The sequence below is a fragment of the Pedobacter kyungheensis genome (genome assembly GCF_000812965.1).
Lineage (GTDB): Bacteria > Bacteroidota > Bacteroidia > Sphingobacteriales > Sphingobacteriaceae > Pedobacter > Pedobacter kyungheensis.
In genome coordinates this window covers 215,571-231,803 of sequence record NZ_JSYN01000015.1, presented here as the reverse complement: position 1 = coordinate 231,803, position 16,233 = coordinate 215,571, and the positions used below count along the sequence as shown (strand labels likewise).

Sequence of the window (16,233 nt, the reverse complement as noted above, 5' to 3'; positions counted from 1 at the left end):
GCTTTAGTCTTTGGTCTTTCCGCTTTTTGCCTTATTCGTACTTCAAAGCATCAACCGGGTTCGCTTTCGCGACTTTTACAGATTGGATGCTCACGGTTAAAATGGCAATCAGCACTGATAAAGTAATTGCAGCAATAAAAGGCAAAGCCGAAATGCTGATCCTGTACTCATAACCAGAAAGCCATTTAGTGATAATGATATAAGCCAGCGGAAACGCAATGACATTGGCAATGGCCACCAGTTTAATAAAATCTTTATTTAACAAAGTGAGGATATTGGCAGTACTCGCGCCCAACACCTTGCGGATACTGATTTCCTTTTTGCGTTGCTCGGCCATGAATAAAGCCAGCCCCAATAAACCCAGACAGGAAATAAAGATTGCGAAGCCACCAAACCAGTTGGAAAGTGTGCCCAGTAGCTTTTCATTTCTGAATTTTTGTTCGAAATTATCATCCACAAATTTTATTTCCGTTGGATAGGATGGATTTAACCTTTTAATGGCATCGCTAATCTGATTAACTGATGTGGTAATGTTATTTTTATCGTTTAAACGCATGATAATAGTAGAGGCACGGGCAGGATTCTGCGCAATAAGCAATGGCGCAGCTTTCTGATAAGGCGATTCCATAACATAATCTTTCAACACGCCGATAATCCTGATTGGTTGATCCCAGCTAATCATTTTTCCGACAGGATTTTTCATTCCCATTACCTTAACCAGTGCTTCATTAACCAGTACATTGGCCGTATCGACAAAGTCTTTTGAAAAATCCCTACCCTGCAGAATTTCCATTCCTGTGGTTTTGGTCAGATCGAGATTGGTAAACCTAAAATTAACCAGTACTTTGTCTTTATCGTTTTTACCAGGCCAGCTGATGCCATAGGTATTGTTGCCACCGGCAGTTAGCGATTGGCTATACTCTGTAAAAGCGGTTATAGCGCCTGCTTTCATTAATTCATCTTGCAGAATTTTACGTTTTTCTGGCTTTGTAAACTCACCTTCGGTAGGGATCTGAACTAAATTTGACCTGTTATATCCTATGGGTTTATTTTTGATGTAATTTAATTGCTGGTAAATTACTGCGGTACAAACGATTAAACATGCTGCAAACACAAACTGGAAAACCACCAGGAATTTACGGATGGATAAAGATGAGCCGCCCGAGAGTTTAAATCCTTTGAGCACTTTAACCGGATCGAAAGCAGAAAGGTAAAATGCAGGATAGCTTCCGGCAGTGATGGCGGTTAGCAAAGTTAAACCTAAAAATACTGACCAAAATTTATAATCGCTGTAATCGATCTCCAGGGTGATGCCCAGCAGGTTGTTAAAATAAGGTAAACTCACTTCTATCAACACAAAAGCTACCAGCATGCTCAGCATGGTTAGCAAAACAGACTCGAACATAAACTGGCCTACCAGGTTGTTACGCGATGAGCCAATGGCTTTGCGCACCCCAACTTCGCGGGCTCTTTTTTCTGATTTGGCGGTAGAAAGGTTCATGAAATTAACACATGCAATAAGCAGGATGCAAAAGGCCAAAAGAAAAAATATCCGCAACTGGTCTATTCTTCCGCCAACATTTTTGCCATTCTCAAATTTATCGTACAAATGCCATTTGGAAAGCGGGTGCATAAAGGGTTCACCGTTAGCCTCATGATCATGCGCCTTTATCATGCCTTTCAACTGATTGTTAACCTGGTCAAAAGTTGCATTATCCTGCAATTGAACAAACATCATGCAGTAGTTATTACCCCAGCCACTGGTTTGGGTCCATGGGTTTAACTTATCGTACAGTTTCCACGACATGACATAATCAATTCCTAAAGTCGAATTTTTAGGAGGATCTGCGATAATACCTTCTACTTTTAAACTTTCTTTGTTATCAAGCTTTACCGTTTTATTAAGCGGATCTTCATTACCAAAAAGACTTTTGGCCAGGCTTTCGGATAAAATCACCCCGTCAACACTTTGCAAAAAGGTATTTTTATTCCCTTTTAAAACCTTATAATCAAACATCTTGAGAAAACCGGGATCTCCAAAAACCGCATTCTTTTTAAAGTTGTTCTGGTTGTACGACAAGAGCATCGCTTCCGAATAGGACAATCGGCTAACCTGCGCAATACCAGGCACTTTTTCACTAATTTCATCTTTTAGCTTGCCGGGGAAAGCCATAAAACTGAATGTTTCTGAAGCTGTTTTTTGGTTATTGTACAGCACATAGGTTTTATCGTAGTTGGTAAATTGTTTATCGTAACCATATTCGTAGGCTACATACAGTAACAAAATCATACAACTGGCTAAACCAATGGCCAATCCGCCCAGGTTAATCAGCGTGAAGCCTTTGTTTCTCCAAAGGTTACGTAAGGCTATTTTGAGGTTTAATTTGAACATCTCTCAGTATTTTTGGTATCAAGTATCAGGTATCAAGTATCAGGTATCAAGACTTTGTGTGCTTTAGTCTTTGGTCTTTCAGCTTTCTTCCTTATTCGTATTTCAAAGCATCAACCGGGTTAGCCTTTGCTACTTTTACAGATTGGATGCTCACTGTTAAAATGGCAATCAGTACCGATAAAATAATAGCACCTAAAAAAGGCAGTGCCGAAATATTGATCCGGTATTCGAAAGCCGAAAGCCATTTGTTGATAATGATATAAGCCAGTGGAAACGCAATGATATTGGCAATGGCTACCAGTTTAATAAAATCTTTATTCAATAAAGTGAGGATATTGGCCGTACTGGCACCCAAAACCTTGCGGATACTGATTTCTTTTTTACGCTGCTCGGCCATGAATAAAGCCAGCCCTAATAAACCCAGACAGGAAATAAAGATGGCAAAACCACCAAACCAGTTGGAGAGTGTGCCCAATAGTTTTTCATCCTGAAATTTTACTTCAAATGACTCGTTTACGAACTTAAGGTTGACAGGATAATTAGGCTCCATCTCCTTCACTAAGGCTTCAATTTTGCCTAATGATGCACTGATATTTTGATTGGGATTTAACCGGGCGATGATCATGGTCGCGTTATCCTTGGTGTTTAAGTAAAAAATCATAGGTGCTACTTTCTGATAAGCACTTTCTACTACAAAATCTTTTACCACACCAACATTGGTTAACCTCGTACCCCAAAAGGTGATTACGGCACCAATAGGATTTTTTAAATTCATCATTCTCACGGCTGCTTCGTTAAGCATAACACTGCTGGTATCGTTCGGAAATTTTGCAGAAAATTCTCTTCCACTGATTATTTCCGTGCCAATAGTTTCAGTAAAATCATAACCTATTCCCCTATGGTTAAATGAAATAAGTTCTTTTGGATTTTTACCTTCCCATTCAATATTCGTTGTATTGTTTCCGCCCTCTGTAAAGTCAGAATTAAAAAAAGTTACATTCGTGGCTGCGCCAGATTTGATCATTTGAGTTTTAAGCACTTCCAGCTTGCTCTGATCACGTAGTTTTCCATCAATTGCGATCTGCACCAAATTGGATTGATTGTAACCAATAGGCTTGTTTCTAACATAATTAAGTTGCTGATAAATTACCGCCGTACAAACAATTAAGCATGATGCAAAAACAAATTGCCCAACTACCAGTACTTTCCTTACGGGAACTGACGAATCTGTTTTTAATCTTAATCCCTTAAGCACTTTAACCGGTTCGAAAGATGATAAATAGAGTGCCGGATAGCTACCCGCAACAAAACCTGTAAAAATCATCAAGCCAAATAAGGCAAGCCAAAACGAAACATTGTAATAGTCGATGTTTAATTTGATATTCAATAAATTATTAAAGTAGGGTAAACTAACTTCAATCAGAATAAATGCTAAAGCCGTAGAAATAAATGTGATCAACAGTGATTCTAAAAAAAACTGACTAACCAATGATTTACGTGTTGATCCGATGGCTTTACGTACACCGACTTCTTTTGCCCTTCGCTCTGAACGGGCTGTCGATAAATTCATGAAGTTTACGCAGGCAATTAACAGAATACAAAAGGCAAGCAGTAAAAATATTTTAAGCTGATCTATCTTACCGCCTATTGATTTTCCATTTTCAAAATCGCCATACAAATGCCATTTGGTTAAGGGATGAAGTAAAGCTACTGCAGCAATTTCTTTGTCGTGTCTTTTATAAATGTTCTTTATTTCTGTGTTAGCTGTTGCAAATGCATTATTATCTTTTAACTGTACAAGGGTAAGACACATATTATTACCCCAATTGTCTTCTTTAGCCCAGGTTTCTCTTTTTACGAATAATTCCCATGGCATTACGCATTCAAAATGGATACTGCTATTGGCCGGAGTATCCTCTATTACGCCTTCAACTTTCAACACATCCTGATTTTCGAATTTTACTGTTTTATTTAAAGGGTCTTCATTTCCAAATAATTTCTCAGCCATCGATTTGGTTAAAATGATGCTGTTTACGTTTTTCAAAGCTGCTGCGGCATTACCTTTAATAAAAGTATAATCCAGTATTTTTAGAAAATTTGGATTTGCGAATACTACTTTACTACTAATTTTTTTATCGCCAACAGTTAGTAAATTTAGGCGTGGATACGTTGAATGTGAGGCATATTTAACACCGGGAAATTTTTCCTGAATATCTGCTGCCATAGCATTTGGTGTCCACGACCAGCTAAAAGTTTTACCGTTTGCCACTACACTTTGATACACCACATAGGTTTTATCGCTATTTTTAAACTGCTTATCATAGCCCCATTCGTAAGCCACGTATAAAAGCAAAATCATGCAACTGGCCAAGCCAATGGCCAATCCTCCGATATTAATGAGCGAGAATCCCTTGTTTTTCCAAAGGTTGCGTAAGGCTATTTTGAGGTTTAATTTGAACATCTCTCGTGTATTAAGTGGTTAACTTTTATTAGTAGCAAGTATTAAGAATCAAGTATAACAACTGCAAATATTTGCTTTGGTCTTTGGTCGTTTAGCTTTCCGCTTTTTGCCTTCCCCAATCTCCCCATCCGGGAAGATTGTTGGGTGGCTCTCATTAAACTAAACTAAAATCTTTATATAAGGTGTAAGGTTTAGGGCTGAAGGTTTAAGGTGTGCATACTATAACCTTATACCTTACGACTTTTACCTTAAACCTCTATATCAGTTCCTCATTACGGCTTTTATTTACCTTTTCAGAAATAACATGGCCATCTTTAAGGTTGATAATCCGGTTAGAGAAACTGGCATCGTGACTTGAGTGTGTTACCATCACAATGGTAGTTCCGGTTTCGTTTAACTCACAAAGCAGTTCCATCACTTCGTTACCATGGGAGCTATCCAGGTTTCCGGTAGGCTCATCGGCCAAAACCAGTTTAGGTTTGGTTACCAATGCCCGGGCTACAGCTACACGTTGCTGTTGTCCACCCGATAACTGTTGCGGAAAGTGCCCGCTACGGTTTACGATATTCATCCGCTCAATAATTTCGTTAACCAGTTTCTTACGCTCGGTTGCCGGCACTTTATTGTAGATTAGTGGCAGCTCAATGTTTTCGAATACGGTCAGCTCATCAATCAGATTAAAATTCTGGAAAACGAAGCCCATATTCCGCTTACGAAAATTAGAACGTTCTCTGTCGTTAAGCGTTAAAAGCTCGGTATCGATAAACTTGTAGCTTCCGCTTTCAGGTTTATCCAATAAGCCCATTACGTTTAACAAAGTAGATTTACCACAACCCGACGGGCCCATGATGGATACAAATTCCCCTTCTTTTACGTAAAGATTGATCCCGTTAAGTGCCGTGGTTTCTACTTCTTCGGTTTTGTAAACTTTTTCCAGTTTTTCTATTTTAATCATAGCTTTTGAGTATTGAGTATCAGGTGTTGGGAACTAGTAGCAGGTATTTAGTAGCAAGTATTAAGTAGCAAGTATTAAGTAGCAAGTATTAAGTAGCGAGTATTTAGTAGCAAGTATTTAGTAGCCAGACCTGATTATATTTTTAAGTTATTTTTTAAATTTCCGCCAAACGCTCATCGCAAGGCGCTTATCTTATTTACTGATCTCTACCTGGTCGTACTGGTTAAACTGATCGTAAGAAGACGTAATTACTTCATCGCCTTTCTGTAAACCATCCAATATTTCATAGTAGAGGTAATTTTTACGTCCTATTTTAACATTTTTCTTAGTAGCCTTACCATTGTTTACCACAAACACCCAGGAGCCGCCTGTACTTTGAAAAAACTGGCCCTGAGCCAAAAGCAACGATTTGCTGTTATCAGACAAAGTTAGCTTGGTTTGCAGCGATAAACCGCGGCGTAAACCTTCGGGTGCAGCAGTTTTAAAAACCATCTCCACCTGAAACTGTCCGGCAGTAACCTCAGGGATCACTTTACTTACCGTCAGGTTATAAGTTTTACCATTAAACTCGCAGGTAGCTGTTTGCCCCTCTTTTACCCGGTTAATGTAATATTCATCTACACCAGCCTGCAGTTTGTAGCCTTGTAAAACGTCAATCTTTCCAATCATTTCGTTCGAATTGTATGATTTACCAATTACCGGATCATAAGAAGATAATTTACCTGAAACAGGTGCCTTAATGGTCATATTTTCGATGTTTTTGCGAATCATTTCCAAACTCTCGTTCATTTGTGCCATCGATTGATCGATTTGTGCCAGCTGCATTTTTCTGCTCTGGTTTTCCTGGGCAATAGCCTGTCTGACAATCTTACGTTTACCCTGGTAATATTCGTAATCCTGACTTGATTTATTGAACTCCTGCAGCGTAATTACTTTTTTACTGAACAGGTTACTATCCAAACGAAACTGTCTTGCAGCTGTACGCAGGTTATTTTCCACATCAAGCAAATCCTGGTTAAGCACTCTCTGGTTTTGTTCTAAGTCTAATCGCGATTTACGCAATTGATTAATTTGCTCAGTGGCTGCTGTTTGGCTGGAAGTGTAGCTTAACATCGCATTCGAATTAGCTATCCGCAATAATGGAGTTCCTTTTACTACCGAAGCACCATTTTCGGTAAAAATTTCGGCCACGGTACCACCTTCCGATGAACTTACAATTACCGAAGTTAAGGGAACCACACTGGCATTTAACAAAACAACATCTTCAAAATCGCCAAACTCTACTTTGCTGATGGTTAATTTATCTGCATCAGCACTGTATACTTTCTTTAGCGATAAGGTGTAGCCATAAATCACAATGGCTACAAAAGCAAGGGCTCCGCCTATCATCAAAAGGGTTTTTCTGTTAAATCTTTTTTTCTCTATTTTTTTGTCCATGTGTTCGGTTGTACTGTTCGGTTTCTCTAATAACCAAGCTTGTGCCAAAAGCACTAAACACATTTAAACAACTAAAAATCAAATATTTATATATTTTTATTAATTTAACATGTTCATTATCGGACAGTTTATGTGCGCGAACGGACAGTTTAGCTACATTCGTACTAAGAATTTATTTATGTTAGACGCTACAGTTTTAATTATCGATGACGACGACGACATTCTATTGAGTGCGCGTTTATTTTTAAAGCAGCAGATTAAGCAGGTTATTACCTGTAAATCACCCAAAGAGATCAATGTTTTACTGAGTAAAAACGAAGTTGACATTATTCTTTTGGACATGAATTATCAGAAAGGTGCCAGCGATGGTCGCGAGGGATTGTATTGGCTGGAGCATATCCTGTCTATTGATAAAGATTATGTTGTGATTTTAATGACTGCCTTCGGTAATGTTGAACTTGCCGTAAAAGCAATTAAAAACGGGGCTACTGATTTTATCCTTAAACCCTGGGAAAATGAAAAGCTCTTTGCTACAATCTCAGCAGCATCAAAACTTCGCGCATCGACCCGCAAGGTGAAGAAACTCGAGAAAATACATTCTTCGTTGCAAAAAGATATGACCCGTGGTTTTGATAACATCGTTGGTCAGGCAGAAGGAATTAAGCAATTGCAAAATACACTGCTAAAAGTAGCGCCAACCGATGCAAATGTGCTTATTTTGGGCGAAAATGGCACCGGAAAACAGGTTTTTGCTTACGAAATACATGGAAATTCGCAACGTAAAAACCAGGTATTTATGCACGTGGATCTGGGCTCGCTAAATGAAAATTTATTTGAAAGTGAGCTTTTTGGCTATGCCAAAGGTGCTTTCACTGATGCCAGAGAGGATAAACCAGGCCGTTTTGAACTGGCCGATGGCGGAACCATTTTTTTAGATGAAATCGGGAATTTAAGCTTACCGCTACAGGCCAAGTTATTGAGCGTTTTACAAAACAGAACCGTTACCCGTTTAGGCGAGAGTAAAGAACGCAAAGTAAACGTGCGCTTAATTACGGCTACCAATATGCCGCTTGATGAAATGGTAGCTAAAAATACTTTCAGGCAGGATTTATTGTTCAGGATTAACACCGTTGAATTATTACTACCTCCTCTACGCAAACGCGGAGAAGATATTTTATTGCTGGCCAATCATTTTATGCAGGTTTTCAGTTCTAAATACCACAAAGAAATCCGTAATTTAAGTGCTAAGGCACAAGAGGTACTACTCAATTATAAATGGCCGGGTAATGTACGTGAGCTGCAACATGTTTTAGAACGTGCAGTAATTATGAGCGATGGTTCCGAAATTTCTGAAGCCGATTTGCAATTAAGTCCGCAGCGTTTTGCCCAGAACAATACTTTACCTGATGAAATGGCCTTAGAAGATATGGAGAAAATGATGGTGCAGAAAGCTATCGACAAACATAAAGGCAATATATCAAAAGCAGCTGCCGAGCTGGGGCTAACCCGTGCTGCGCTGTACAGGAGAATTGAGAAATTTGGAATCTGAGAGAGGTTTGAGGTATAAGGTAAAAGGTGTATGGTTAACGAACTCCAAGCCCTAAACCTTAAGCCTTAAGCCTTAAACCTTAAAATATGTTCTACAAACGCTTTACCTTTCGTTTAATATTCCGCTTACTGGTAATTAACCTGCTGGGCTACCTATTGTATTATCTCATCAGCAATACCCAGCTTTGGTTTACCATTGCCGGCACAGCATTTTTACTGCTGGGCGCAATTATTTCGCTTTATTACTACATAAACGAAATCCGTTCAGATATTAAACGATTCATACTGGCGGTAAAAACGCGCGATCATACCTTAAATTTTAAAAACAAAGCTACAAAAGGCAGTTTCCCGGAATTATACGAGTCTTTTGGCGAAATCCTGCAGGTACATAAACAGATCAGGCTCGAACAGGAAGCCATGTTTCAACTGATTAAAACCATACTGGAACAAGTGCCCGTGGGGGTAATCGTGATCAACAATACGGAAACGGCCGAAGAAAGCGAGGAAATTGCCTTTTTTAACCAGGCCGCATCCAACCTCCTGGGCATACCGGCCTATAAATACTGGCATAGATTAAAACAGCACTTACCCGCTTTTGCCAGCGAAATAGCGCAAATTTTACAGGGTGGTAAGCGGTTTTTAGAGTTAAAGATTCAGGATAAGCTCATCCAGCTTTCAACCGAAGTTATCCCGCTAAATCTATACGGTAAAAACTATACCATCATCAGTTTCCAAAATATAAAAGATGAAATTGAGCAGAAGGAAACCGAAGCCTGGAACCGCTTAATCGGGGTTATTTCGCACGAAATTCTCAATTCTATTACCCCTATTAGTTCTTTATCCGACACCATTAACAGCATGGTAAGCGATAAAGAAAACCTCGATGTATCTGAAATGGATGACCTTAAAACGGCCTTGCAAACCATTAAAAGGCGTTCTGCCGGTTTGCTCGATTTCGTAAAAGACTACCGTTTAATTGCCGAACTGCCCACACCAAACCTCGAATCGCACACCATTGGTGAAATCCTGAAGCACATTAAAGTGTTGATGCAACCTTTTGCCCGTGTTAAAAATGTGGTTTTAGATGTAGAACAAACTTCTTCTAAAATTACAGTCCAGCTCGATTTAAAATTAATAGAACAAGTGCTCATTAACCTGATTACCAATAGCATTTATTCGGTTGAAGAAAAGGAAAACCCACAAATTTCAGTTAGCTACAGATTAGAGCACACCAAATTGTATATCGATGTAAGCGATAATGGAAAAGGTATTGAGGCGGCAGATCTCGAAAAAATATTTGTGCCGTTTTATACCACGCGGAAAAATGGTTCGGGTATTGGCCTTACCATTAGCCGCAACATCATGAAAATGCACCGCGGCAGTATCGAAGTGGTATCTGAGCCGGATAAACTGACCACTTTTTCGCTGGTATTCAATTACATTTAACAGCCTATATCCAATTAAAAACCTGAAAGATCTGCCTGAGTTAAATCATCTGAATGTTTGTAACTTAAAAATTCAAAACAAAAATGGTTTTGATTGTCTTCTATTAGTATAGATACATTAAATACAAGCATGAAGACAGTTATAATATCGAACAGACTACCCGTTAAAATTATTGAAGAAAATGGTCATTACACCTTTATACCCAGCGAAGGCGGCTTAGCCACAGGCCTGGGTGACGTTTACCAGTCAGGTAATTCGGTGTGGATTGGCTGGCCCGGAATTGATGTGCCCGAAGAAAGGCAACAGGAAGTAACCGACAAACTTGCCAAACTTAACCTTTACCCCGTTTTTTTAACCCAGGATGAAATTAACCTCTACTACGAAGGCTTCTCAAACGAAGTTTTATGGCCGGTTTTTCACTACCTGGTTACCTACGCGCATTACGAGCAAAGCTATTGGGATTGCTATCAATCAGTTAATCAAAAATTTGCCAGTGCCGCTTTAAAAGTACTGCACAAAAAAGATAAAATATGGATACAGGATTACCAGCTATTACTTTTACCTGGGATATTACGCAGTGAGCTGCCACAATCAACTATTGGTTTTTTTCAGCATATCCCCTTCCCTTCATACGAAATTTTCAGGCTCATTCCCTGGCGCGATGAGCTGTTAAATGGAGTGCTTGGTGCCGATTTGGTGGGTTTCCATACCTACGATGATGTACGCCACTTTTTAAGCACCGCCACGCGCTTACTCCCGGTAAACTCATCAGCCAATGTTTTAAACAGCAATGAAAGGCAAATTGTCGTTGAAGCTTTCCCCATGGGGATTGATTTTGATAAATTTTCCGGACTTACCGCACGTGATGAAGTACAAAAAGAAATGGAATACTTTCGTAAGGGTAAAGAAGGTTTAAAACTCATTCTTTCTATCGACAGGCTCGACTACAGCAAAGGAATTTTGGAACGTTTAAAAGCACTCGAGCTCCTTTTGCAACTACACCCCGAATATATTGGCAAAATAGAACTGTATATGGTGGTCGTTCCCTCGCGAGATACCGTTCCACAATACCGCGATTTAAAAGAACAGATTGATCAGTTTGTAGGCAATCTGAATGCACGCTACCGGTCCATTAACTGGATTCCGGTTAATTATTTTTACCGCTCTTTCCCTATCGAAGTACTATCGGCCCTATATTCAGCAGCCGATATTTGCCTGGTTACGCCCATGCGCGATGGCATGAACCTGGTAAGCAAAGAATACGTGGCCAGCAGGCAAAACAATGATGGCGTGCTCATTCTGAGCGAAATGGCCGGCGCCTCTAAAGAATTAACTGATGCAGTAATTGTAAACCCCAACAACGTAGGCGACATTATGGAAGCCATTGTTCTTGCCCTGAAAATGCCGCTTGAAGAGCAGCAAAGCCGCATGAAAGCCATGCGTGGCATTGTAGAAAAGTTTAACGTGAAACACTGGGTCAACAATTTTATTTTAAGACTAAACGAAGTGAAAGATTCTCAACAATCCTTATTAACCAAACATGCCGTAAACCTGATTAATGAAAATATTACCCGGCATTACCAGCAAAGCACTAACCGCGTTTTATTTCTGGATTACGACGGAACCCTGGTTGATTTTACCGGAAACATCGATGATGCATCGCCAGATGAGGAATTGTACGCACTGATTAAAAAACTAACGGAAGACGAAAGCAATCAGGTGGTGATTATTAGTGGCAGAAGAAATGAAACACTCGAAAAATGGTTTGGTCACCTAAAGGTTGATATGATTGCCGAACATGGTGCCTGGCAGAAAACAAATGGCGAAAAATGGAATTGCCTGCCCCTATTAACCGACCAATGGAAACAGGAAATGAAAACTATTCTGGAGACTTACACCGACCGTACTCCGGGTTCGTTTATTGAAGAAAAAAGTTATTCATTGGTATGGCATTACCGCAAAGCGGATGAAGGCCTGGGCGAGTTAAGGGCAAATGAAATTGTAAGTCATTTAAGGATTTTGGCTGCCGACAAAGGTTTGCAACTGATGCCGGGCAACAAAGTTATTGAGTTTAAAAACATGGAAGTAAACAAAGGAAAGGCTGCCTTAAACTGGCTTTACGATAAACATCCTGATTTTATACTGGCCCTGGGCGATGACCATACAGACGAAGATATTTTTAAGGCATTACCTAATGATGCTTTTACCATTAAGGTTGGCAATAATATTTCGGAAGCAAAATATTACCTGAATGATTATAAAGAGGTGAGAAAACTGTTATGGAGCCTGGTTAAGGAAGAATTTGCGGAAAGGAGTTAATCTAGTCGGTCGGTGAGACACCCGACCGATAGGATTGCTCATGCGTTGGTCGGGATTTATAATCCCGGCCTTTCGAACTGTGGATTTTTAATCCACACGCTTATAAAAAGTCGCATTCTAAGTAAATCTGTTTAGCTAATCCAATATCCAACCCGTCATTCCCGTGAAAACGGGAATCTTAAAGCGAAATACAGGCAGCAATAAAGTGTGTGAGGATTCCCATCCGATGACTATCGGATCAAGCTCAGAATGACGATCAAAGAAAACAAAGGATGTTAAGCTGTTTTTTTCGGTCGGTGAGGCACCGACCGATAGGAATCCAATATACGATCCGTTATTCCCGTGAAAACGGGAATCTTAAAGCGAAATAATGGCATAGCTGAAACATTAGGATTCCCAGTCAAGCTGGGAATGACGATCAACGAAAATGAACTTCTTGCGAATGTCGTTTTTTTTTAATCCACACCTACAAAAATATAGGTCTATCCAGTTTAATGGCAATGCGGTATGCAGCATTCATTAAACCAACATGGCTATAAGCCTGCGGAAAGTTTCCCCACTGACTCCCTGTTTTGGCATCAACATCCTCACTGAAAAGTAAGAGGTGATTGCAATATTTAATGATGTTTTCGAATTCTTTAATGGCTTCATCGGTACGCCCCACACAGGCCAATGCCTCCACATACCAGAAAGCGCAGATTAAAAAAGTAGTTTTTGGTTTCCCAAAATCATCAGCATGCAGATACCGATAAAATAAACCATCCTCGGTTTTAAGCTCTGCTTCCAGTGCTTTTAAATGATCTTTGGCCTTATCAGATGCCGGATCGAGGTAATTCATCATAATCAACTGCAACGTACTCGCATCCAAATGCCTGCTACCCACAGCATTGGTATATACTCTCCTTTCCGGATCGTAACAGGCTTCGATATGTGCTGCAGCTTTATCAATCAAAACCTGAGCGCGGTATTCAAAGTTCTTGTTTCCAATTGTTTTAGCCATTTTTAATGCGGCCTGTGCCCCTGCCCATTGAAAAAGATTGCTGTAACAATGCACATTAGCAATATTCCTGAACTCCCATATTCCGGCATCCTTTTCATCAATGGTACTTTCAATTTTAGATAAAACACTTTCTATCCATTTTACTGAATCGCTCCGCTCCGAAAACACAAAGCGGTGATCGGTATATAGCGGCAGCATCGAAATTAAAACCTGACCATAAATATCATTCTGAATGTGTTCATAAGCCTGATTTCCAATCCTGATTGGTTGCTCGCCCCGATATCCCACTAAATGATCTAGAGTATTTTCGGTAATTTTTCTTTCGCCCGCAATGCCGTACAAAGGTTGATAGCGGGTATCTTCTGCATGCGAAATATCAGAGAGGTAATTGAAATACTTTTCCATCTCTTCAAAGTGACCAATGTGATTGAGTGAAGTGAGCACATAGTGCGAATCGCGCAGCCAGCAATAGCGGTAATCCCAGTTGCGTGTACTACCGGGCGATTCGGGTAAACTGGTGGTACTGGCAGCAATAATTGCACCTGTATCCTCATACTGGTGAATTTTAAGCACCAATGCCGAGCGGATTACAAAAGGCTGGTAAAAACCTGCTATTGAAGAATGTTTAATCCACAAGCGCCAATAGGCAATCGTTTCGCGAAGGAAATTTTCTGAAGTACTTACAATCGGAGCTTCGAGGTTTTGGCCATAGGTCATTACCAGGTATTTAGTTTCGTTCAGCACAAATGCTTTTTCATCGATAATATAAGTCAACGAAACATTGGTACTCAAACGGATATTTTCATCGCAACCTAAATAATCGATATGGTTACTGCCGCGACTTACAGTCATTACATTTTTGCCGTAATTGCATACCGGCTTACACTTAATGCTGATCCTCGGATTTCCTTCCAGCGGTTCAATTTTTCGGATTAGCATTAAGGGTTTAAAATACCTTTCGTAAAGGTGAAAACGGGGGGCAAAATCGGTTACCCGGTAAGTACCATCTTCGGCAGTAATTTCGGTTCTCAGTACATTCGTATTTTCTACATAGTACTGGTTTGAAGAAAATTCGCCTTGTGGCCTGATAGAAAACTCGCCTCCTTTTTGTTTATCCAATAAACTCCCAAAAACAAATGAACTATCGAAACGTGGCCAGCATAGCCATGATATATCGGTGTTTTTATTTACGTGGGCTAAAAAAGCGCAATTTCCTATTATTCCGGTTTGATATAAATGCTGTTCGGGCATAAGCTGTTTTTATGTGTTTATAAATTAACAAGCCTGTACCCAAAATGTTGGCAGGAATGTAAAAAACCTATCCCAACAGCATTTAAATACAAAATAAAAAGCCAGCCTAGGTAAACTAAACTGGCCTATAGTTAATGATAATGATTGCTAAATTACAGTTCCACTAGGCAAAGCCACTCCTTTTTTAATTACCACTATACCATCTTTAACGGCATAGAGTTCAAAGTCGCCATCTTCCAAATGATCGCCGCCATTAATTTTCACATCGTTACCAATACGGCAGTTTTTGTCGATAATGGCATTGTTAATGTAACACCTGTCACCAATACCAATCAGCGAATTTCCTTTGCTTGTTTCTTCCTGTATTTCTTCGAAAGTCTGGTACCTGTCGCTACCCATAATGTAAGAATTGGTAATAACCGTATTCTTCCCTATTCTTGCCCTGATACCCAAAACGGCATGTTCTACCTTACTCGCCTGTACAATACAGCCTTCGGCAATAATGGCCTTATTTAAAGTGGTACCCGAAATTTTAGAAGGCGGTAACATCCGTGCCCTGGTAAAAATAGCGTGGTTACTATCGAACATGTTAAATTTCGGAATTTCGTCTGTAAGACCCAGATTGGCCTCAAAAAACGACGAAATGTTACCGATATCAGTCCAATAGCCTTCATATTGATAGCTTAAAACCCTGCTTTGGGTAATGGCACGCGGTAAAATTTCTTTACCAAAATCTTTCTCCTCTTCGTTTTCGTTTAAGATATTGATAAGATATTCGCGGTTGAATACATAAATACCCATCGATGCCAGAAAATTACGGCCTTCACCCTGCATCTCCTCACCAGTATCCGAAATCCAATCTTCCAATCCGGTTTTTGGTTTTTCGATAAAAGAGGTAATCATATTTTCTTCATCGGTTTTCAAAATACCGAAATCGGTAGCATCTTTGGCTGTAACCGGAATGGTGGCAATGGTAATTTCTGCTTCAGCTTCAATGTGCTTTTCAATCATATCTTTAAAATCCATCTGGTACAACTGATCGCCCGAAAGGATTAAAATATAATCAAACTCATGTGAAACAATGTGGTGCATGCACTGACGTACCGCATCGGCAGTACCCTGAAACCAGCCTGCATTTTGTACCGTTTGCTCTGCTGCCAGAATATCAACAAAAGCCTTACTGAAATGACTAAAGTGATAGGTATTCTTAATGTGCTTATTTAACGATGCCGAATTAAACTGCGTAAGTACAAACATACGGTGGATGCCCGAGTTAAGGCAGTTAGAAATCGGAATGTCTACCAACCGGTACTTCCCTGCAATTGGAACTGCCGGTTTAGAACGTGTTTGTGTAAGTGGCGATAATCTAGAGCCCTGGCCACCGCCAAGGATAACGCCTAAAACTTTGTCAGTCATGTTTAAGC

Annotated in this window: 9 protein-coding genes; 3 read left to right on the top strand and 6 right to left on the bottom strand. The window is 39.9% G+C overall.

Features of this window, described 5'->3' with window-relative positions:
- Positions 1-31: 31 nt before the first annotated feature.
- From OC25_RS13730 to OC25_RS13715, 4 genes are all read right to left on the bottom strand, one after another.
- Positions 32-2,392: an ABC transporter permease gene (locus tag OC25_RS13730; RefSeq protein WP_039476936.1), complete on the bottom strand. Its 2,361-nt coding sequence runs from the start codon at positions 2,390-2,392 to the stop codon at positions 32-34.
- Positions 2,393-2,483: 91 nt separating this feature from the next.
- Positions 2,484-4,853 (bottom strand): ABC transporter permease, encoded by a 2,370-nt coding sequence (locus OC25_RS13725; protein ID WP_039476934.1) that lies wholly within the window; start codon positions 4,851-4,853, stop codon positions 2,484-2,486.
- A gap of 256 nt (positions 4,854-5,109) precedes the next feature.
- A complete protein-coding gene (locus OC25_RS13720) occupies positions 5,110-5,808 on the bottom strand; it encodes an ABC transporter ATP-binding protein (protein WP_039476932.1) in 699 nt (232 codons plus the stop codon).
- Positions 5,809-6,000: 192 nt separating this feature from the next.
- Positions 6,001-7,245: an efflux RND transporter periplasmic adaptor subunit gene (locus OC25_RS13715; RefSeq protein WP_039477008.1), complete on the bottom strand. Its 1,245-nt coding sequence runs from the start codon at positions 7,243-7,245 to the stop codon at positions 6,001-6,003.
- A gap of 178 nt (positions 7,246-7,423) precedes the next feature.
- On the opposite strand from OC25_RS13715, the gene OC25_RS13710 reads away from it, so the two are divergent.
- The 3 genes from OC25_RS13710 (at position 7,424) to OC25_RS13700 (ending at position 12,558) form a co-directional block, all read left to right on the top strand.
- Complete coding sequence (locus tag OC25_RS13710; RefSeq protein ID WP_039476930.1) at positions 7,424-8,794, top strand: sigma-54-dependent transcriptional regulator; 1,371 nt, start codon at positions 7,424-7,426, stop codon at positions 8,792-8,794.
- Between the two features lie 86 nt (positions 8,795-8,880).
- A complete protein-coding gene (locus tag OC25_RS13705; protein ID WP_039476928.1) occupies positions 8,881-10,239 on the top strand; it encodes a sensor histidine kinase in 1,359 nt (452 codons plus the stop codon).
- Positions 10,240-10,368: 129 nt separating this feature from the next.
- Positions 10,369-12,558: a bifunctional alpha,alpha-trehalose-phosphate synthase (UDP-forming)/trehalose-phosphatase gene (locus OC25_RS13700; protein ID WP_039476925.1), complete on the top strand. Its 2,190-nt coding sequence runs from the start codon at positions 10,369-10,371 to the stop codon at positions 12,556-12,558.
- A gap of 466 nt (positions 12,559-13,024) precedes the next feature.
- Here OC25_RS13700 and OC25_RS13695 read toward each other — a convergent pair whose 3' ends face one another.
- Together OC25_RS13695 and OC25_RS13690 are read right to left on the bottom strand one after the other, a co-directional pair.
- The gene (locus OC25_RS13695) at positions 13,025-14,809 is read right to left on the bottom strand and encodes a glycoside hydrolase family 15 protein (RefSeq protein ID WP_039476923.1); all 1,785 of its coding nucleotides are present in this window, start codon (positions 14,807-14,809) and stop codon (positions 13,025-13,027) included.
- Between the two features lie 147 nt (positions 14,810-14,956).
- The gene (locus OC25_RS13690; protein WP_039476921.1) at positions 14,957-16,225 is read right to left on the bottom strand and encodes a glucose-1-phosphate adenylyltransferase; all 1,269 of its coding nucleotides are present in this window, start codon (positions 16,223-16,225) and stop codon (positions 14,957-14,959) included.
- Between the last annotated feature and the right edge of the window lie 8 nt (positions 16,226-16,233).